Annotated in this window: 23 protein-coding genes; 9 read left to right on the top strand and 14 right to left on the bottom strand. The window is 39.3% G+C overall.

Annotation, left to right across the window (positions count from 1 at the left end; translation table 11 throughout):
* Positions 1–49 precede the first annotated feature (49 nt).
* A complete protein-coding gene (locus NSIN_RS04245; RefSeq protein WP_101009536.1) occupies positions 50–1,186 on the top strand; it encodes a tRNA (guanine-N1)-methyltransferase in 1,137 nt (378 codons plus the stop codon).
* Here the strand turns inward: NSIN_RS04245 and NSIN_RS04240 are convergent.
* The 3 genes from NSIN_RS04240 to NSIN_RS04230 all read right to left on the bottom strand — a co-directional run bounded on the left by NSIN_RS04240 (position 1,175) and on the right by NSIN_RS04230 (position 2,888).
* Positions 1,175–1,771: an RlmE family RNA methyltransferase gene (locus NSIN_RS04240; protein ID WP_101009535.1), complete on the bottom strand. Its 597-nt coding sequence runs from the start codon at positions 1,769–1,771 to the stop codon at positions 1,175–1,177. The genes NSIN_RS04245 and NSIN_RS04240 overlap by 12 nt on opposite strands.
* On the bottom strand, positions 1,768–2,328 hold the full coding sequence (locus tag NSIN_RS04235) for a helix-turn-helix transcriptional regulator (protein WP_133124052.1): 561 nt from the start codon (positions 2,326–2,328) through the stop codon (positions 1,768–1,770). Before NSIN_RS04235 ends, NSIN_RS04240 begins: the two co-directional genes overlap by 4 nt.
* Before the next feature lie 80 nt (positions 2,329–2,408).
* Positions 2,409–2,888 carry a hypothetical protein gene (locus NSIN_RS04230; RefSeq protein ID WP_101009534.1) on the bottom strand — a complete coding sequence of 160 codons (480 nt, stop codon included), beginning with the start codon at positions 2,886–2,888 and terminating at the stop codon, positions 2,409–2,411.
* 105 nt (positions 2,889–2,993) lie between these two features.
* On the opposite strand from NSIN_RS04230, the gene NSIN_RS04225 reads away from it, so the two are divergent.
* From NSIN_RS04225 to NSIN_RS04210, 4 genes are all read left to right on the top strand, one after another.
* Entirely contained in the window at positions 2,994–5,069 is a 2,076-nt protein-coding gene (locus tag NSIN_RS04225) for an AAA family ATPase (protein ID WP_101009533.1), read from the top strand.
* Between the two features lie 112 nt (positions 5,070–5,181).
* Positions 5,182–7,392 carry an MG2 domain-containing protein gene (locus NSIN_RS04220; RefSeq protein WP_133124051.1) on the top strand — a complete coding sequence of 737 codons (2,211 nt, stop codon included), beginning with the start codon at positions 5,182–5,184 and terminating at the stop codon, positions 7,390–7,392.
* Between the two features lie 41 nt (positions 7,393–7,433).
* Positions 7,434–7,946, top strand: coding sequence for an adenine phosphoribosyltransferase (locus tag NSIN_RS04215; RefSeq protein ID WP_101009530.1), 513 nt, complete (start codon positions 7,434–7,436; stop codon positions 7,944–7,946).
* Complete coding sequence (locus NSIN_RS04210) at positions 7,943–8,737, top strand: S-methyl-5'-thioadenosine phosphorylase (RefSeq protein ID WP_101009529.1); 795 nt, start codon at positions 7,943–7,945, stop codon at positions 8,735–8,737. The genes NSIN_RS04215 and NSIN_RS04210 overlap by 4 nt, the downstream gene beginning before the upstream one ends.
* On the opposite strand, the gene NSIN_RS04205 is transcribed toward NSIN_RS04210, so the two are convergent.
* The 3 genes from NSIN_RS04205 to NSIN_RS04195 are packed head-to-tail and all read right to left on the bottom strand — an operon-like array spanning position 8,734 to position 9,809.
* Positions 8,734–9,018, bottom strand: coding sequence for a hypothetical protein (locus tag NSIN_RS04205; RefSeq protein WP_101009528.1), 285 nt, complete (start codon positions 9,016–9,018; stop codon positions 8,734–8,736). The two genes, NSIN_RS04210 and NSIN_RS04205, sit on opposite strands and share 4 nt — an antisense overlap.
* 7 nt (positions 9,019–9,025) lie before the next feature.
* Positions 9,026–9,427: a hypothetical protein gene (locus tag NSIN_RS04200; protein ID WP_101010052.1), complete on the bottom strand. Its 402-nt coding sequence runs from the start codon at positions 9,425–9,427 to the stop codon at positions 9,026–9,028.
* 13 nt (positions 9,428–9,440) lie between these two features.
* A complete protein-coding gene (locus NSIN_RS04195) occupies positions 9,441–9,809 on the bottom strand; it encodes a helix-turn-helix domain-containing protein (protein WP_245871899.1) in 369 nt (122 codons plus the stop codon).
* A gap of 83 nt (positions 9,810–9,892) precedes the next feature.
* Between NSIN_RS04195 and NSIN_RS04190 the strand changes: the two genes are divergently transcribed.
* Positions 9,893–10,450 carry a UbiX family flavin prenyltransferase gene (locus tag NSIN_RS04190; protein ID WP_101009527.1) on the top strand — a complete coding sequence of 186 codons (558 nt, stop codon included), beginning with the start codon at positions 9,893–9,895 and terminating at the stop codon, positions 10,448–10,450.
* Between the two features lie 92 nt (positions 10,451–10,542).
* On the top strand, positions 10,543–11,016 hold the full coding sequence (locus NSIN_RS04185) for an Hsp20/alpha crystallin family protein (protein WP_101009526.1): 474 nt from the start codon (positions 10,543–10,545) through the stop codon (positions 11,014–11,016).
* On the opposite strand, the gene NSIN_RS04180 is transcribed toward NSIN_RS04185, so the two are convergent.
* The 8 genes from NSIN_RS04180 to NSIN_RS04145 all read right to left on the bottom strand — a co-directional run bounded on the left by NSIN_RS04180 (position 11,002) and on the right by NSIN_RS04145 (position 16,923).
* On the bottom strand, positions 11,002–12,051 hold the full coding sequence (locus NSIN_RS04180) for a DNA topoisomerase IV subunit A (RefSeq protein WP_394340810.1): 1,050 nt from the start codon (positions 12,049–12,051) through the stop codon (positions 11,002–11,004). The two genes, NSIN_RS04185 and NSIN_RS04180, sit on opposite strands and share 15 nt — an antisense overlap.
* A 31-nt stretch (positions 12,052–12,082) precedes the next feature.
* Entirely contained in the window at positions 12,083–13,915 is a 1,833-nt protein-coding gene (locus NSIN_RS04175) for a DNA topoisomerase VI subunit B (RefSeq protein ID WP_101009524.1), read from the bottom strand.
* Positions 13,908–14,480, bottom strand: a complete 573-nt coding sequence (locus NSIN_RS04170; protein ID WP_101009523.1) for a KH domain-containing protein — start codon at positions 14,478–14,480, stop codon at positions 13,908–13,910. The genes NSIN_RS04175 and NSIN_RS04170 overlap by 8 nt, the downstream gene beginning before the upstream one ends.
* Complete coding sequence (locus tag NSIN_RS04165; RefSeq protein ID WP_245871898.1) at positions 14,477–15,355, bottom strand: serine protein kinase RIO; 879 nt, start codon at positions 15,353–15,355, stop codon at positions 14,477–14,479. The genes NSIN_RS04170 and NSIN_RS04165 overlap by 4 nt, the downstream gene beginning before the upstream one ends.
* Before the next feature lie 59 nt (positions 15,356–15,414).
* Positions 15,415–15,726, bottom strand: a complete 312-nt coding sequence (gene eif1A, locus NSIN_RS04160; RefSeq protein WP_101009522.1) for a translation initiation factor eIF-1A — start codon at positions 15,724–15,726, stop codon at positions 15,415–15,417.
* A 48-nt stretch (positions 15,727–15,774) separates the two neighbouring features.
* Positions 15,775–16,071 carry a DUF424 domain-containing protein gene (locus NSIN_RS04155; protein WP_101009521.1) on the bottom strand — a complete coding sequence of 99 codons (297 nt, stop codon included), beginning with the start codon at positions 16,069–16,071 and terminating at the stop codon, positions 15,775–15,777.
* Positions 16,072–16,494 carry a translation initiation factor IF-2 subunit beta gene (locus NSIN_RS04150; RefSeq protein ID WP_101009520.1) on the bottom strand — a complete coding sequence of 141 codons (423 nt, stop codon included), beginning with the start codon at positions 16,492–16,494 and terminating at the stop codon, positions 16,072–16,074. It abuts the gene before it with no gap.
* A gap of 120 nt (positions 16,495–16,614) precedes the next feature.
* Positions 16,615–16,923 (bottom strand): hypothetical protein, encoded by a 309-nt coding sequence (locus NSIN_RS04145; protein ID WP_133124050.1) that lies wholly within the window; start codon positions 16,921–16,923, stop codon positions 16,615–16,617.
* A gap of 129 nt (positions 16,924–17,052) precedes the next feature.
* Here NSIN_RS04145 and NSIN_RS09430 point away from each other — a divergent pair, with 129 nt between their 5' ends.
* Complete coding sequence (locus tag NSIN_RS09430) at positions 17,053–17,217, top strand: hypothetical protein (RefSeq protein WP_165775237.1); 165 nt, start codon at positions 17,053–17,055, stop codon at positions 17,215–17,217.
* A gap of 48 nt (positions 17,218–17,265) precedes the next feature.
* Entirely contained in the window at positions 17,266–17,496 is a 231-nt protein-coding gene (locus NSIN_RS04140; RefSeq protein ID WP_101009518.1) for a hypothetical protein, read from the top strand.
* Positions 17,497–17,673 lie beyond the last annotated feature (177 nt).

Raw genomic sequence — 17,673 nt, 5'->3', positions numbered from 1 at the left:
ATTTTTCATCTACATTTCAATTTATTAAATCAATTTTGGCACAGCAACCTTGTTGGAATCAGAACTTGCAGAGATTACAGAGGGAAGTACACGGCTTCTTGTTCCAAAGGATTCGCTATCAGAAGAGGTCCCCCCAAAAGAACCCGCATTTTTCAATCCAAGAGCTAGAGTTAGCAGAGATTTTTCCATAATAGCATATTCTGCGTTTGTAAAAAACTTCAAGGGCCCCAAGATCTTTTTGGATTCACTTGCAGGAATCGGTGCGCGAAGCGTCCGTGTTGCAAACGAGATACCATCTATTGAAAAATCAATAGCAAATGATGTAAACCCACAAGCACTCGAGATTGGAAAAAAAATTGCCCAACTCAACAATGTAACAAATTGCGAATTTTCTGAAAACGAAGCATGCAGATTTCTCAGCCTTCATTCCACAAGAGACGGACGCGGTGCAATTGTAGATGTTGACCCGTTTGGATCTCCATCAAGATATCTTGATTGTGCAATGAGGGCTACATTTCATGGAGGATTGCTATCAGTTACTGCCACAGACATGACAGTATTACATGGAATATTTCCAGAGGCCTGTCAACGCAAGTATTACGGCACTCCAGTCAGAACAATATACGGAAACGAGATTGCACTTCGTTTGATACTTGGATGTATGAACATGGTTGCAGGAAGATTAGACATCATGTTGGTACCACTTTTTGTCCAACACAGTATGCATTACTACAAGGCTTACACCAAGGTGCTTGTAAAAACAAACACCAAAAACTGCATGGGATACATACTGCACTGTCATGGTTGCGGTAACAGAAAAGTTGTACAAGATGTTGAACGCACATGTAACATTTGCAACTCTAAAGCAGAACTTGCAGGACCCCTATGGATAGACAGCATGTATGACAAGGACTTTATAGATTCCATGATATCAGAGGAAAAAAACCTCAAAGTTGACAAGTCCTGCTCTACATTTTTGGAAAAATGCAAAGAAGAGTCAGGCATGCCTCCGGCTTATTTTGCTCTAGATGAACTAGGGCAGAGAAAGCATTCAGCACCACCCTCTCTTGGAGGAATCATAGAAAAACTGCAAAAATCAGGATTTAGAGCAACAAGGACAAGCATGAACCCATCGGGCGTAAAGACAGATGCAAAAATAGACGAGATTTTGGCTCTAGTTCCCTAGATATCCAAGACAGACATAGTATAGCTCACTGCTAGACTTTCTACTTGCCTGCGGTTTTCTTAGCTGAACCTTGGCAAATTTTTTCTTGATATAATCTCGAAACTCTATCGAGTATTGTCCGTCAAAGACCTTGAACAAGGCATTTCCTTTTTTTGCCAACACTTGATCCATTATCTTGCTTGCAGCATAGTTCAAAGAAATTTGTCTGCTGTGATCAACATCCCAAACTCCAGTTACATTTGGAGACAAGTCACAAATTACAGCATTAATTTTTCCTCCAAAGTATTCAAAAATTTGCTCCACAACTGATTCATCTTCAATGTCACCCCGTATGATATTCGCACCAGGAATTTCTTCAACATATGACTTGTCAATTCCCATAACTTGTCCCTTGTTTCCAGCAAGTTCTTGTGCAACCTGAGTCCATCCACCAGGTGAGCACCCAAGATCCAAGACAAAAAATCCAGGACCGATTATTCTATAAGATGTATTAAGTTCTTTTAGCTTGTATGCAGCTCTGCTCCTATACCCTTCCTTGTGGGCCAGTCTCCTATACAAGTCACGCCTTGCATCAAGTAGTTTCATTTCTTTGCCTTCTTGTTAGAAAGTTCTGTTATCACCCATTGTTCAATCAATGGACAAGTTCTAGGGCTAATCTCTCCATCTACTGTACACTTGGACTCGACAGGACATATCAAACATGGTGCAGATTCTATTGATTGTGTTGTTACTGGAGTATGTGCAATCTTTAGCTTGTATGTCCATCTGCCATCCTCAAGAATCTTTTCTCTTTTTACAAGGTGCTCTCTCTCAAGTTTTAGTGCAAGTCTAGAGCCATCTCTGCTTGAAAGTTTGAGTTTCTTCCACAGTTCACTTTGGAACATGCCGTTATCACCACGCTTTGCCACAAGACCAAGAACTGTAGTCTTGAGCTTCTCCATATCAAGGCCTTCAATTTGGAAATTCTCAATCTCCTTCTCATCAATTGCCTCTAGTTCTTCTTCAGTTAGCTCGGCATTTTTCTCAGCTTTGCCTTTTTTCTTTAGTTTCTCATCTTCAAGTTTTGTAGATTTTAATTCCTTTTTTGCCTTGACTGGTTTTTCCTCGTCTTTTTTAGATGATTTCTTTTCTTTTTTAGCCATAATTATTCACTAGATGAAAATACTCCCTTTATTACAGAGACCTGTGCTGTATAATAACATATAATTTTTTAAAGTCGTATTTACTGTACCCTAAAGTCCGCCTTGACACTGATGCTTTTCTCATATGCCTTGTCTTTCATTTCTGCTTGAATCTCATAGATGCCAGCCTTGTCAATCACAGGATTAAAGGTATCCTGGATTGGCATGTCAGAGTTGCCTTGTGTAAAGCATTGTGAAAAGTAAGCATGTTGTACAACTATTTGTTGTGGAGATGTACTTGGATTGTAAATTGTAAGATACAAGTCACCACAATCAAAGCTTGTATCATTTACCATCACTCTAAAGTTCATTGGAGTTGATACAGTGTAATTAGTTACAAGATTGGTAAATCTTATTGTAGAATCACCTTGCTGCTCAAAGTGAGCTGTCGGTTTGAATTGCCACATGTTTAGTTGTCTGTCTGGTTGTCCTAAAACATCAGATAACACATATCCACCAAACACAAGTGATGCAATCACAGGAAATACAAAAACAAGATAAGCAATTTTTTTTACTGCCAATTACAGTATAACCTCGCTGGTTCCCATATATCTATTTGGTCGAAAAAGATCTAATTAACAAATTTGACGAATAAGTTAAATCATAGCCAAGGCAATAGCCGCTAGATGCGACTTAGAAAGTTTAGAGTTCAAGGTTATCGTTGCATTCATGATTCAGGAGAGATCAAGGTTGGTGATCTTGCAGCATTTGTTGGACGAAATGAGAGTGGTAAGACAACAATCCTAGAGGCGCTCACATTACTTAACAAGGATGCAAAACTTTCCGAATTGGACCTCTGTGATGAAATGACAGAGGAGTTAAAGTCAGAAGTAAGACTTGCGGAGGGAGAGTTTGTACTAAACGAGAAAGAGACTACACTCATTCGAGAAAAGTTTCCAAATCTACAAGACATACGAAAAATGACAATCTACAGGACAAACAAGAATCCCCGAGTCCAGTATGATTTTGGTGAAGTCAAGATAAGTGGAGATGCAAGTAAAAGGCTCAACTCCTGGGAAAATTTTGTTGATAGAATCAGATCTTTTGTCTTGGCCATGCCAAACCCAATAAGAATTAGAATTGATACCAAGTTCCTAGATGCCCCAGCACCAAGAACAAGAGAAGTCTTCATGGACATGATGGCAGAATTTAACAACAATGTATACCTGATTGCTTCTCAAGAGCCCCAAGTAATTGCAGAATGGAGAGAGATTTACAGAGACTTGGAGAGCATATTTGACAACATGTTGATTGGAACAAACGAGCGCTCCGCACTTGACAATTTCATAGAGGACAAGCTTCATCCAAGGTTTGTCTATTTTTCAGATTACAAGAAGATACTTGGTAATATCGACCTTGAAGAATTCCTCAGAGAAATCAAAGGAATCAGAGCAAAGGGATTAGAGTATGTTGAAGAGTTTGACAAGGCTGAGACTGTAAACAACTTGTTTTATCTTGCAGAACTTGATGCACAGAAACTCGAAGAGGTGCAAAACAGCCCATCTCGATTGATAAAATTATTGAACACATCAAGCAGAAGACTCAGTGAGAGACTAAACCCTGCATGGAAGGGAGACCCAATACATGTAGAGCTGCGATGGAACCCAGGAAATGTCTTGAGTGTAGTAATATCAGATGTTCACAGGGATGGAACAGTAACAAACACAGGACTGTTAAACAGAAGAGCAGAAGGATTCAAGTGGACTTTCTCATTTATTGTAAACTTTGCAGCTGAGACTCAAAAGGCAGAACTAAAAGAGGCAATACTATTACTTGACGAGCCTGCAAGAAACTTGCATCCTGCACAACAGAGAGGAATATCAGATCTTCTAAAGGGCCTTGCAGGATCAAACCAGATACTTTATGCAACACACTCACCGTTTATGATATTTGATTACACTCAAGGAAATCTCCTTGTAGTAGAACTGGACAAGAGAAGACATCTCAGCAAGATCTATTATGATTACTGGAATGCAGATGACCAGACACTTATTCCAATATTATATGGCTTATCACGCGGTCTTGTAGAGTCCGTAGTTGACAAGCAAATTGGTTTCAACTCTAGACCAGTCATAATAGTTGAAACAATGGCAGACTGTATGTACCTTAATGCATTTGACAGATTCCTAAAAGATCCAAATCTTTCCATGAATCCACTAAACATAGTTCCAGCATACAACAAAAATTCCGTCATGCCACTTTCAATATTTTACAGAAACCATGGGTATGACACATTTATTCTGCTTGACAACACTGAAGACTCGAGAAAGATTGCATCAGATTTGCAGTCAAATGAATTCAAATCAGTACAGATGGTCTTCTTTGAGCTTGCAGGACAGCCAAAACTCTACATCGAAGATCTTCTAATAGATGAAGATTACCTGTATGCAGTAAACCAGACCTACGAAGTCAAGCTAAGAAAAGAAGGATATACGACACTTACCAAGGATCAAGTAGCAAGCAAGGGCAAAAAGAGCATAATTGACAACCTAAATGAAATCTGGAAAGAGAATCAACACTTGGGATGGGATACATTTGACAGAGAAGACATTTGCAGATACATTTGTGAGAAGATAGTATTGGATGAGACAGACTTTTTGTCAGACAAGACAAAGGACCAATTCAGGTCATTATACAGATTGATTGCTGAGAGGATACGACAGAATCAAAACTTGGGCAATACAAACATCTTCAAACACTAGGACCGACAAAAAATATTCAGCATTAGAACTTTACTCATGAATCATATCAAGGCGTAAGAAAAAAAGTATGATTTCTTATTAAGATTTAATTGAGAGAAAGGTTTTCAGGTTGATGAGTAACGTGTTATTAAAATCGGCAATTATTTTCACATTAATTGTTGCTAGCATATTTGCAGCATCAAGCATTCATCAATCATATGCAGCACCATCATTTGTCACAGTTACCGCAAACACAGATAATGGAAAAACTGTTTTGTCAATAACCAACAGTCCAAGCAATACAGCAGACATTGTTTCATTTAGTTTACAGATAAACGGAGATGGAGTATTCAAGTCATACAAGGTAGACGGATGGAATGGCAACAAAATGTCACCAAACACATTGGCATTTAGTGCAACAAATCCACTCAAGCCAGGAGATACACTATCAATTGAAATCAAAACAGATCAGCAGTCACCAGTACTGACTTGGAAGTCATCAGATGCAAACGGCCAAGACAGAGAGACAGGACAGATTGGAGCACAACAGTCTGAAAATAACCAAGGAAGTACACAAACACAACAGCAAACTGGCAATCAAGGAGAAAACAATCAGGGAAGTACACAAACACAACAGCAAACCCAGACTACAACCCAACCTCCGCCTCCACCAAATGGCATCCTAGATTCATCAGTGTTTAGAATAATTCCCGCAACCCCAGCACCAGGATCACACATTCGCGTACTTGGTTATGGTTTTTCATCATCAGCAAGTCTTGACCTATATGCAGGCAGCGACAAGATTGACTCATTTTCATCAAATGACAAAGGAAACTTTGTTACAACTGTAGTTCTTCCAGGATCAGAACAGCAAGGCGCCATCAATTTTGTTCTAAAAGATCAGCAAGGCAACCAGAAATCATTTTCTACAAACATCAGAGCACCAGCAAAGGGCAATCATGGAAGCGTTGTAGAAATTCCACTCACATTGAACATAGATCCAATATATCACAGAGGTGATACCAAGACAATCTCCGGTACTGCAACAGCTGGCACTACGGTAACTCTAACACTATATGATTCCAAAGGAAATCCAATAACAACGTCAGCAGTACAAGCCGACAAGAGCGGTCAATATTCTATGCAAGACAGTGTTCCAATTGACAGAGAGTTTGGCAAGTATTCAGTTACTGCATCAGATGGAAAAAACCAAGTTACTAAACAATACAGCATTGTCTCAACTCATAGTGTTGTAGTGTCTACAACTGCACAAAGATACGAAACAGGACAGACACTTGTCATAAATGGCACATCAATATCAAATCAACCAGTAGATTTCACCATATCTGATCCTACAGGTCAGCAGGTGTACTCAAAGGATGCAAATGTTACATCAAGTGGCACAGTCTCTGCAACATACAAGATACCAGACTCTGCAATAAAGGGAACCTACACAATCAATGTATCACAAGGAAGTGATACCGTGGTCTTGTTTGTTGGAATAGGCGAAGACCCATCATATCCAATCACTGCAACACTTGACAAGCTTAGTTACCAAAACACAGACAAGCCAGTAATCAGAGTGACAGGCCCACAGTCATCAACACTAAACCTTGTCATAGTAGATCCATCTGACAAACAAAAGTTTGCAGACATTATCAACTTAGGAACAGATGGTCAGGCAACATATTCATTTAACTTGACATCATACACTCCTGGAATTTATTCAGCCGTAGTTTCACATGCAGAAGAAAAGATAGAAAAAGAATTTGCAGTAGGTCTAGCAGTAGGACCAGGAAAGATCACACTTAGTACAGTAAAAGATTCATACATGCCAGGCGATAACATCATAATCATAGGAACTGCCAACGCAAACAGCCTTCTCCAGTTATCTTTGACTGATCCCAACGGACTGATAATCAAGTCAATACAGACATTCTCTGACAAGACAGGACACTTTTCATCATTTGATTTCAAGATACCATCAGTGTCAACACCAGGAACATGGAAGCTTGATGCATCCAGCGGTGTAAGCCATACAGCTATGCAACTTGTTGTAAAATCAAGCACTCAAGGAATTACAGTTCATCTTGACAGACTCTCTGGAATATACTCTAGGGGAGACCTGATAACAATCTCAGGAACTGATGCCGGCATTACAACACCAGTAACAGTCACAATAGGTAGTAACAGCACCAACGTAGACAGCTTGCCCACATCATCAACAAACAGAGGGGATTACACTACAATTTGGCAAGTCCCACGCAATGTAAACCCAGGTCAATACACCATTACTGCCACGTCAATTACAGGCAAGGCAACAATTGGAGTAACAATCCAGTAAATTTAGTAATATTTTTTACAGCCACCACTTGAGAACGTTTTGTGAATCTAAAAGACATCATTGCCGAGATACCTGACTTTCCAAAGAAAGGAATTCTTTTCAGAGACATCAGTCCTGTTCTAAGAGATCCAGCAGCACTATCACTTGTAGTTGATGAGCTTGCAAAGGTAATACATCCAAGTGAAGTAGATGTCTTTGCAGGAATTGAATCAAGAGGATTCCCGCTTGCATGTGCACTTGCGCTCAGGTACAACAAGGGAATGATAATGATTAGAAAGCAAGGAAAACTCCCCGGTGTTACTCACAAGGTATCATACAATATAGAATACGGAACAGCAGTAATGGAGATACAGGCCAATGCACTAAAGAAAGGCCAAAAGGTGTACATTTGTGACGATTTGCTTGCAACTGGAGGAACTGCAAAGGCAGCAGCAAAACTAGTTGAAAAAGTAGGAGGTCAAGTATCAGGTTTTGTGTTTATCATAGAATTAACTGATCTGAAAGGATCTAAAGCAATCAAGGATTACAAGTATAACGCGCTGGTGAAATATTGACAGAACAAGCAGAGATTGGAATTTTTGGCGGAACTGGAATATACGATTCAGGACTTCTCACAGAGAGTAAAGAAATTACAATAGACACCCCATTTGGAAAGACATCAGATTCCATAACAGTTGGAATCTACAAGGGAAGAAAGGTTGCATTCATGCCAAGACATGGAAAAAAACACACCATCCCTCCACACCTCATAAACTTTAGAGCAAACATTTGGGCATTCAAGGAGATGGGCATCAAGAGAATAATTGCACCATCTGCAGTAGGAAGTCTAAAAGAGGAGCTCAAGCCAGGAGATGTAGTAATACCATCACAATTTATTGATTTTACAAAATCAAGAAAGTACACACTATACGAAGACAACAAAGTAATTCACATATCAGTAGCAGACCCATTCTGCCCTGAGCTTCAAGGCGTCATATCAAAAGTTACAAAGAAAATGAATCTCCCAATACACAAAGATGCCACATACATCTGCATTGAAGGTCCCAGATTTTCCACAAGAGCCGAGTCAAAGTTTTACAAAAATGTAATAGGAGCAGACATTATAGGAATGACCCTGGTTCCAGAATGCCAGCTTGCAAGAGAAGCACAGATGTGCTATGTATCAATTTCCACAGTAACAGACTATGACGTATGGGCAGACAAACCAGTTACAGCAAGAGAGGTACTTGAGACCCTATCTAAAAATGTCGGAACCACCAAGAACATACTATCAATGCTCTTTGATGAGATACCACAACAACGTGGTTGCTCATGCCACAAGGCATTTGAAGAAGCCCAGTTCTAGTCGTCTGCAAAAGTTTCCTTTTCTAGTCCTTCTGGCAGTGTTATATCTCCACGAACCAGTTTTTGTTGCAACTCGTCAATGACCTTATCAACATCGTATCCAAGCTTTACGAGATCCTTTTCCACAGTCTTTGATATCTTGGCACCAATGTTGTGTCCACCTATTCTTCCAAAAGCAATTGCGTTGAACTTGAACTGGTAATCATCTACAGTAAATGTTCCAGTTATCTTGGCTGCTATCTGGCTTCCCCTTACATTATTGATATGAACTTGGATGTCCATGTGAGACTTAGATCTCTACTGCTTTGTTAATTGAGTTTTCGATAAGAAAGTTCCAATGTTTATCGTCGTCTACCTTAAAGTCCTTTATTTTTAGTTTAATCACTTTTTCATCAACACATTCATGTTGTATTTCATCATCTTTTTTTATTCTGACCAGTTTCCACTTGTCCTTGTGTTTTTTGAGATTGCATAACAGTACAGCCCATTTTTGATCTGCAGATATTTTTGGCATTCCAATGTAATCCACAATGCTATCTATTCCAAGTTGTTTTTCTTCACAGAAAATTTTCTTGCACTTGGCACATCTCCATGTGTCAACAGATCCAATAGTCCTTCTTTCATAATTTATGTTGGTTACCCCAAAGTATACTATTTCATGTTTACAAGAAGACTCTTCGTCTACAGACATGTTTCCTCCTCCATTATCGGTTATATTTAGTCCTTGCATCATCATACGGTTTTTCCAAAACAATCGACATGTTGTCAACCAAAAGATTCTTCTTAAATGGAATATTTTCTCGCTGACACATTCTTCGATACATGTTAACAACTGCAAACCTTGGATGCATTGACTCAAACTCTGTTTCGGTTATATCGATAAACCCACCATTTTGGACAAGACTTGTTGCCACCTGTTGAGCTTCTGTTTCTGACACACCAATCTCTTTTGCCATGGCAGACGCAGACATTTTGCCTTTTTTTACAACCAAGACATAGATCTTGGACTGGAGAGGCGAGAGTCGAAGTTCTGAGACAAGATTCTCCTCAATTGTATCAATATTTACACTCATCAGGTATCAATCTTGAAAATGCCATAAATAAACATGCCAAAATACCAAGGAGAAATTAAATATGGAACTTGAGCAATTTTATCATGAGATTAATCATAGGATTGACAGGAAGTTCCGGAATCCTATATGGCGTAAGAATGTTAGAAGTTCTCAAAAAATGCAATGTTGATGTTCACCTCATCATGACCGAGTGGGCAAAAAAATGTCTGGTACTTGAGACTGATTATGATCTAAAATACGTAAAATCACTTGCAAGTCATTATTCAGATGATTCCAACATGGCTGCAAGTGTTTCAAGTGGAACCCACAAGACAGACGGAATGATTGTAATTCCTTGCACTATGAAGACACTTTCCAGTATTGCAAACGGATATGAAGAGACACTTGTTGCACGTGCAGCAGGTGTTACAATGAAAGAGTCCCGCAAGCTTGTCCTTGTTCCAAGAGAGACTCCACTTACAAGCATCCATCTTGAAAACATGCTAAAACTATCCAAGATAGGTGTCACAATATTGCCCGCAATGCCAGGCTTTTACAACAAACCAAAAAGCATTGATGATATCGTAAATCATGTAGTAGGCAAGTGTCTGGATCAATTCGGAATAGAGCATGAGCTCTTCAAAAGATGGGAAACAACCTAATCCCAAGTAATCATTGAAGATACAACAAATTATTTGATGAAAATTCTACGAGTGTTTATATTTGGAGCATCGTTAAAAGATACAGAATATCTTTGGCAAGCTACAAAAGCAGATACTCTAATGACAAGTCTCTTGATTTTATCATTCCATTAATGGTTCTGCTTTTCCTTGGAGTAGTATACATGCTCTCACTTAGATCATCTCAAGGATATGTCAGCTTTATCTTAATTGGTGTGGCTGCTGCAACCATGATTTACTGGGTCAGAGTGCTCAAGAAGATGACTATAGAAAATAGCGTCCCACAGTATACGCCAAAGGAAGTAGATACCAAGAACTGGGTTTACGACCTCATCAAGGGAGAAAGAGAGATAATCTTTGTAGCAGAGGTACCAGGTCCTGAAGACCAGGTAACAGTCAGATTGATTGAGGGAATCCTATACATACGAGGCTCTGGTCACTTTTCAAAAGAAGTACCAATAGAATCAACTCCAGATATGGGAATTTACGATTTCAAATACAGAAACGGCGTACTAACACTAAAGATTAGAAAGCTAGAGACTCTTTGATTCTTCAAGTTTTGCAGGAAGATACTTGTCAGTAATGTTTGTCAATCCATATTTTGAGAAGGCCTCAAGCTCTGCCTTTCTTTTTAGTTTCAAGAATACATCCAGCTGTTTCTTCCAGTTTCCTTCCTGATATCTTGGATCTTTTTGCAAATCATAGATTCTCTTAATGTCAGATTCAGTCATCGGTATTGTTGGAAGTTTGTATTTTTCAATGTCAGTTGCCCAGACACCAAGCCACTTGGCATCAGGTACAGTAAGTTCTCTGAGGTGCGCAGCATTTGCAGAACCTGACTTGATTACCATTGCAATGTGTTCACCATACACATCTCCGTCTGCAAGTATGACAACTGGCAATCCCATTTCAGAGTTGAGTCTTCGTAACAAGTTTCTTGTTGACCTTGGAGCTTGTCCTGCAGTATCTACAATGATTGCCTTGAATTTTTGATGAACTTTTTCTTCAACAAATCTTGTAAAAAGACCACCCTTCTCTATTGCAATGACAAGCTCTGCACTGGTATCTACCAGTTCAGCACTGCTCAAACTCGGTCCTATCAAATATCCATCAGGATGATCAGAAAGATTCATCCTCTTTCCTTCATATCCTGGAACGGTATACTCTATTGTAAGATCTCCAAACACACTGCTTCTTTCTTCTGGAAAGATATGGAACTCCTCACGAGGACTGGTCAAGACTGCCTCCAAATCCACTATAATATTATCAGACTCTGGCTGGTCCTCAAAGTCTATGCTAAAAGCCTGTGATGAATAATAGATATCTCTCAATGTAGATGATTTTCCCTCTCGCACAAGCCTATTTACAAAAAATGCAAGCCATGCAAGTTGTGTGTACGAACGCAACTGAGACATGTTTCTTGAGCTGCGTACGGCGCTTGCACTTCCAAGTATGTATTGTCGTATTTTTTTATCATATACAATGTTGCTTACAGACCTACTTGGAATGACAAATTGCGGGAACTGGCCCTTGTCAAGATGATCATAAATGCTCATTCCCTGCTGCTCAAGCAATGATAGCAAGCGTTTCTTTCTTGCCTCTGCTGTTTTTGTGCTAGACTTGTTCTTCAATCTCACTACCCATCCTTATCAGTTGTTTATAATTTGGTTCTTTTTTCTTGCCAGCAAGTTCTGTTGCAAACTGGGCAATAAGTGGTACATATTTTGAGTAAAGATTTGCCCTCTTCTTTGCCATGTCAGCTGCTCCTTGTCTTGACATGTGTACTGCCAACTTTCTTGCAAGATATTGTAATGCATTTTTCAATTCCCTTTCAAGTTCTGGTCTGTCTGCCACATTTTCTTTTCCCACAGTCTTGTACGGGATTCTTGTTGAACAAATATGTGATACAATTACAAGCGGAGGATCTCCTTTTATCTTGTATCTGGCCCACTCTGTTTCATTTACTATCTTGAGCACCACATCACTTCCCTCATCATACAATAGCGGTATACGGTTTGCAAATCTGTAAACCTTAAGGCCATTTGGAGGAATATCTCCACCATATGCAATTCCCATCTCAACAATAAACGGAAACCCAGAATATGCAGATGCGTTTCTCTGCCACACTGCAGCAAATTCAGGATTGAAGAACTTCATTATTCCTTTTGAGAGCGGCTCTTCTCCAAGTGGTGCAAGGCAACTTGGGTCTGGCGCGAGAAACTCTTCAAATTTCTGTAGTGCATCTGCAAGTTTTACCAGTTCCTCGTTTGTCATGCTTCCAATTCTTCGCTCTGGCTTGAATTTTGCAAACTCGCAGAATTTTTCTGCGGTGGTAGGCCCTACCCTTTGGAACCTCTTTGTAAGAAATGTAAGAAGTGTATCACCTTGAACAGTATTTGCAAGTTGCTTGTAGTATGGGCTCTCGGGGTCAAGTTCTACCGCATGAGACTGTGATTGCCCAAAGTCCCAGTATGTCAGTGTTTTATTTGCAATATCAAGGTCGTCTATTCGTATTTTTTGTAGTCCCTCAAAGTCAACATTTAGGAACGACATGGCAGCCATTATTGTCCTTACAGGCCTTGACAGGTCAGACCATCTCTTTTGTGCCTTTTCCATGATTTCTTTGTTTGAGAGATTTTTCTTCAATCCAAGTTCTTTTTTGACTTTGTCTATCATCTTGTTGTCAAGTGCAGGAATTTCATAATGCGTCTCAGATATCATTCTGCGAATTGTTTCAACATCAATGCCATGCGGATGAGGTTTGATTACAGTTGGGGGACGCGGCATGTCCTTGACAATTCTTGCATAATGGAACTTTTCTCCTCCAGGATCTTCAAAAGTTATAGAAGCATAAGGTGTGATAAGTGAAGTTTGGTACACATAGTCCCGGATTTTTGATCCTGCCTTGGAATAGTCTCCTTCAAGTACAATGCTTACACTCAGTCCTGTTTTTGTAGCTTCTTTTGTGGTATGTTTTTGTATGACAGGTTTATTTTTTTGAATGTCAAGCAACATTACAAACTCATCAAGTGTCTTGTTATCAGAGCAGCTCTTCACAGTGACCGGTTTGTTTGTAGTGATTTGACCGTACAATATTGCCATCGTAGCACCAAGACCAAACATTCCTCTTGCCTGTTTTAATCCAAACTTGGAACCATAGAGTACGGTTCCAAATGCAAGTGGGATGTGTTCTGGGTCTATTCCAGGTCCATTATCTTTTACTGTAAGGATGTAATGTTTTGGATCTGCTTTTTCAGGATCAACTGCCTTTATGGATAAATGAATATCAGGAAGTATCTTTTTTTGATCACATGCATCAAGTGCATTTTCCACAAATTCTCTAACAGATGTGTAAAGTGATCTTGTAGGATTGCTAAACCCTGCAAGGTCTCTGTTTCTGTAAAAGAATTCACTTGGTGATATTTGGCTGAAGGTCTCTTTACTCAAGTATGTTTCCACCCTCCCAAAGTTGAAGTCTGTCTAGTTTTTGCCTTCGGCGTGATTCTTGGAGATCATTGTAGACTTTGCCATGAGTGCTGCCACTTGAGATAGAAGTTATTGCATTTACAGCAGACTTGAGCTGAGTGCCATCCCCTATGATTGCTACAGTTCTGCCATAGACAGAGATTTTTGCCCCACTTAGGTCCTCGATATTTTTTCGAACCCGGCCACCCTCTCCTATTATTCTGCTTTTAATCCTCTCAACCTGTGCTGAGGATCTTCCAGCAAATTGTCTCAAATCTACAATATGTAATGAAGTCTCTTCTTGTACGAGGCTCATTGCATTTTCTGCTGAAAATCCCCTACCTATTGCCATCACTATCTCTTCGGCCTTGAACGGCATTATATTTTCAACGTCTCCAACTCCCCTTATGACTGTCTCGCCGGTCTGGCCATCAATGGACAAAGATACAGAACAAATTTTTTCTATCTTGGCTTTTACTTTACCTGCTTTGCCAATCAATACACCTACACGATCAAGTGGAATAAGTATAGTTTTTTCAAAGATCATCTTGTAACCCTCTCAAATACATCAATTGGATTGTCCACAGTAAGTCCTCTCTTAACAAAGAATCTTGTAACATTACTAATATCTCTTTCAAGAAACTCCCTTGTTTTTGGATGTCTAATGTCCACAGCAGAACCAAAATCAAAAACTATTGGTCCATCTTCTGTCTTGAAAATATTATACTCGGAAAGATCTGCATGGACAAGTTCTGCTTTTTTGTAAAGATCAGAAATTATCAATAGGGTCTTTTCATAATCAGAATAATCCACCTCTGATTCAACAAGCGTTGGGGCTGGAACCCCATTGATGCCCACAAATTTCATTACAAGAATGTTTTTAGTTACAGTTATCGGCTCGGGACATGGAATCCCACACTGAAATGTCTTGGACAAATTACGAAATTCTTTTTGGGCCCAAAGTTCTACAAGATTTCTTGTTCCACTTTTTATTCTTGTAAATCGTGGGTCTCCCATAAGATATGGAAATCTCTTTTTAAAATTAGAGGTAGTAACAAGATAGATTTTCACTGCCAAGTCCTGGCCTGAAGGTGCAACAGCCCAATATGTCTGAGATTCTTTTCCTGCACCTACTGCTCCGTTCACATATGAGATTGTCCCGTCATTAATCATTCTTGAGAGTGTCATTACAGTAGTCTTGTCAAAGACTGCCTCAAGCACCTTGTCTTTGTCAAACACGTCCTTCTCAGTTTTTCGCGCTCTTTCCTTTTCTGCCAATCTTAGATTCATCTTTTTTGCCATCTTGTTTTGCAAGCCCATCTCATTTTCCCCAGCATCAGAATCATCAAGTTCCTCTATTGGCTCTTCTGCCATATCAGAGGATAATTCATCTTCAAAATCATCTACAGCATCTTCATCCATCCAAACTTGCACCTAACAACATTACAACTTGTAATTAGACCTTGTAAAATTTATTGTTGTTAGAAATCTTGCGGCAATAGTCCTTTTTGTTTTAGCATATCTACCTGGGCCAATGTATATCTCCAAGTGATATCACCACGGTCATCGGATTTAAAGTCCCAAGGGGCAATAGTTACAACGTCATTATCACGAATCCAGATTTTTCTTTTTAATTTACCTCTGATTCTTCCCATTCTTGTCTTGTCATCAGTACACCTTACAAGAATGTGATCACTTCCCAAAAGTTTTACAACTCTACCTAATAGCTCTCCTTCTCCTGGAAGTTGCATCTCTTTGAGCTCACTTTCGTTTAGTACTTTTCGCTTACCCAAAATTCTCAGACAACAATGTTCTTCGTACGTATATAATCGTTGTATTTGTTAGAATTTGAAAACAATAAGAAAAGGAACTCCTTCAATTTCTTTGACACCTTTTGCAGATCCTATTCCAAGTTTTAATGAAAGATCAATTGTTTGTTTTCCCACCATGTTAATGATGGAAGAATTTTGAAGCAGAGTCTTGGCCTCAGTTTCATCAACAACGCGGTCTGCATAGTAACTCTTGCTGATGTTCATCTCAAGATCATCTTTTCTCACAGTTCTTCCAACAAGCTCGACATCGCAAATGTTGAGCATCCTATTTTCTTTATGAATGACTACTCTGACTGCAAAAGCCATTTACGCATATTGACCTTTTAGAGGAGAACGTGCTCCACATGCTTCACATTTTAGCAATGTTACTCTATTTTCTTTTTCAACTCTAGTATCAGGGCTTTTACATGTTGGACATTCAACGTACTCTTTTAGATATCTAGCCAAAAGAGCAGTAAACTCTGGAGGTTCCTTTTTTCCCACAAATACTGCTTTGTCTCCTGCAAATTGTGCAGGAGTTGCAAATTCCTTTGATAGGTATTGTAAGAGTTTTTCAGGATCTCTTCTTAGTACCTTTGGAAACTCTGAAAAGTTTCTAAAAAATGTCCTATTTCCCTGCCACATGATATCCACTTTGGGAAGCTCAAATCTTGATGTGGAACCTGTCTTGTTTTGAGATACTTTATCCTGAATCTTTTTTAGTAATTTTTCATATTCTGCTTTTGTCAACTAATCATCTTTGAGAATTGCCACCTATATGGATTTACATGGTACCAAAACAAGAACTATTTCTGCCGCATTTTAGGTACTTGTGTCAAAGATCGGACGAAAAATACCAGGCGAACAATACTAGTTCAACGTAGATAGTGGAGTCAGCCTGCCAAAGAGATTGGATACAACATTAAACCCCTCTTGTCTTTCACGTACATCCTGAGCTCCTTTGAACAGTTCAATTAACAATTGAGCACTCTGTTCCATGTTTTTGTCCTGGAGAAATCTTGCCCCACCACGTATGACATCTGCAGCATTGACCATTTTTTCTATAGTGTCAGCATCAGATGGGTCCTTTTCAAGAGCGCTTAGGCACTCACATACCAACACAGTAAGTCGTGAGCATTCATCTATGAACAATTGGCGGTGGGACTCGCTCAATGCCATACCATATCCAGTACACTTTCACCATTTAAGGTAATCGATCTGCCTAAAATCCCCTAAAATGGTAATAACAGCAGATCGCTGTCTAAAAAGGTCTACCTAGAGTTTATCCATACATCCCGGACATAGAAAATGATGCCTAGGAAAGAGTACAAGACCATCACTGTAAAAACAGCTGCCTTTCAGATGTTTACAAGAGCCATAAAAAAGGCACAGAAGGACGATCCTTCACTTGACAATAGCACGTTTCTAAAGATGATCATATCAAAGAACCAGAAGAAGAGGAGAACCAGATGAAGAACATCATCCCCCAAGCAGGAAAATCCCAATAAAAGTCGATAAAATATGTCAAGTTTACAAAATAACACACCAACACTTGCTCAAATGTGGCAGTACATAGATAAGATTCTAGATCCAATAGACATGGCACCGGACAAGGCAAGCCTAGACAACGGTCAAGTCTTTAGATTGTACCTGAAACTTGGCAAGATAGATAATTCATTTAGAGACTCTATTCAGGTACACATACTACGAAACCAACTTGCGTGTGCACGCCTAGAGAGCCTAGTAAACTAGCACCGTACGAATTAATTTTCCAGTGATTTTAGGCACAAAATTCCAAAAAATAGGTTCAAAATCCACACGTTTTAGACATTTTCATTTGCACCAAACTAGACAGCCAAAATCCAAATGATACTAGAAAAGTGACACCCGTAAAACAAAATTACATACTACCAGGCATACAGTTTCTCA

It is taken from the genome of Candidatus Nitrosotalea sinensis, from assembly GCF_900143675.1.
GTDB lineage: Archaea > Thermoproteota > Nitrososphaeria > Nitrososphaerales > Nitrosopumilaceae > Nitrosotalea > Nitrosotalea sinensis.
Note: the sequence above shows the minus strand (reverse complement) of the source record. Positions and strands in the feature narration are given on the sequence as shown.

Bases quoted from the DNA above. Each gene is read 5' to 3' on its own strand.
- NSIN_RS04190 (WP_101009527.1), top strand. From the start codon at position 9,893: ATGAGATTAATCATAGGATTGACAGGAAGTTCCGGAATCCTATATGGC.
- NSIN_RS04170 (WP_101009523.1), bottom strand. From the start codon at position 14,480: ATGATCTTTGAAAAAACTATACTTATTCCACTTGATCGTGTAGGTGTA.
- NSIN_RS04140 (WP_101009518.1), top strand. From the start codon at position 17,266: ATGTCAAGTTTACAAAATAACACACCAACACTTGCTCAAATGTGGCAG.
- NSIN_RS04200 (WP_101010052.1), bottom strand. From the start codon at position 9,427: ATGTCTGTAGACGAAGAGTCTTCTTGTAAACATGAAATAGTATACTTT.
- NSIN_RS04240 (WP_101009535.1), bottom strand. From the start codon at position 1,771: ATGAAACTACTTGATGCAAGGCGTGACTTGTATAGGAGACTGGCCCAC.
- NSIN_RS04155 (WP_101009521.1), bottom strand. From the start codon at position 16,071: ATGGCTTTTGCAGTCAGAGTAGTCATTCATAAAGAAAATAGGATGCTC.
- NSIN_RS04220 (WP_133124051.1), top strand. From the start codon at position 5,182: ATGAGTAACGTGTTATTAAAATCGGCAATTATTTTCACATTAATTGTT.
- NSIN_RS04225 (WP_101009533.1), top strand. From the start codon at position 2,994: ATGCGACTTAGAAAGTTTAGAGTTCAAGGTTATCGTTGCATTCATGAT.
- NSIN_RS04235 (WP_133124052.1), bottom strand. From the start codon at position 2,328: ATGGCTAAAAAAGAAAAGAAATCATCTAAAAAAGACGAGGAAAAACCA.
- NSIN_RS04195 (WP_245871899.1), bottom strand. From the start codon at position 9,809: ATGAGTGTAAATATTGATACAATTGAGGAGAATCTTGTCTCAGAACTT.
- NSIN_RS04145 (WP_133124050.1), bottom strand. From the start codon at position 16,923: ATGGCATTGAGCGAGTCCCACCGCCAATTGTTCATAGATGAATGCTCA.
- NSIN_RS09430 (WP_165775237.1), top strand. From the start codon at position 17,053: ATGATGCCTAGGAAAGAGTACAAGACCATCACTGTAAAAACAGCTGCC.
- NSIN_RS04165 (WP_245871898.1), bottom strand. From the start codon at position 15,355: ATGGATGAAGATGCTGTAGATGATTTTGAAGATGAATTATCCTCTGAT.
- NSIN_RS04205 (WP_101009528.1), bottom strand. From the start codon at position 9,018: ATGGACATCCAAGTTCATATCAATAATGTAAGGGGAAGCCAGATAGCA.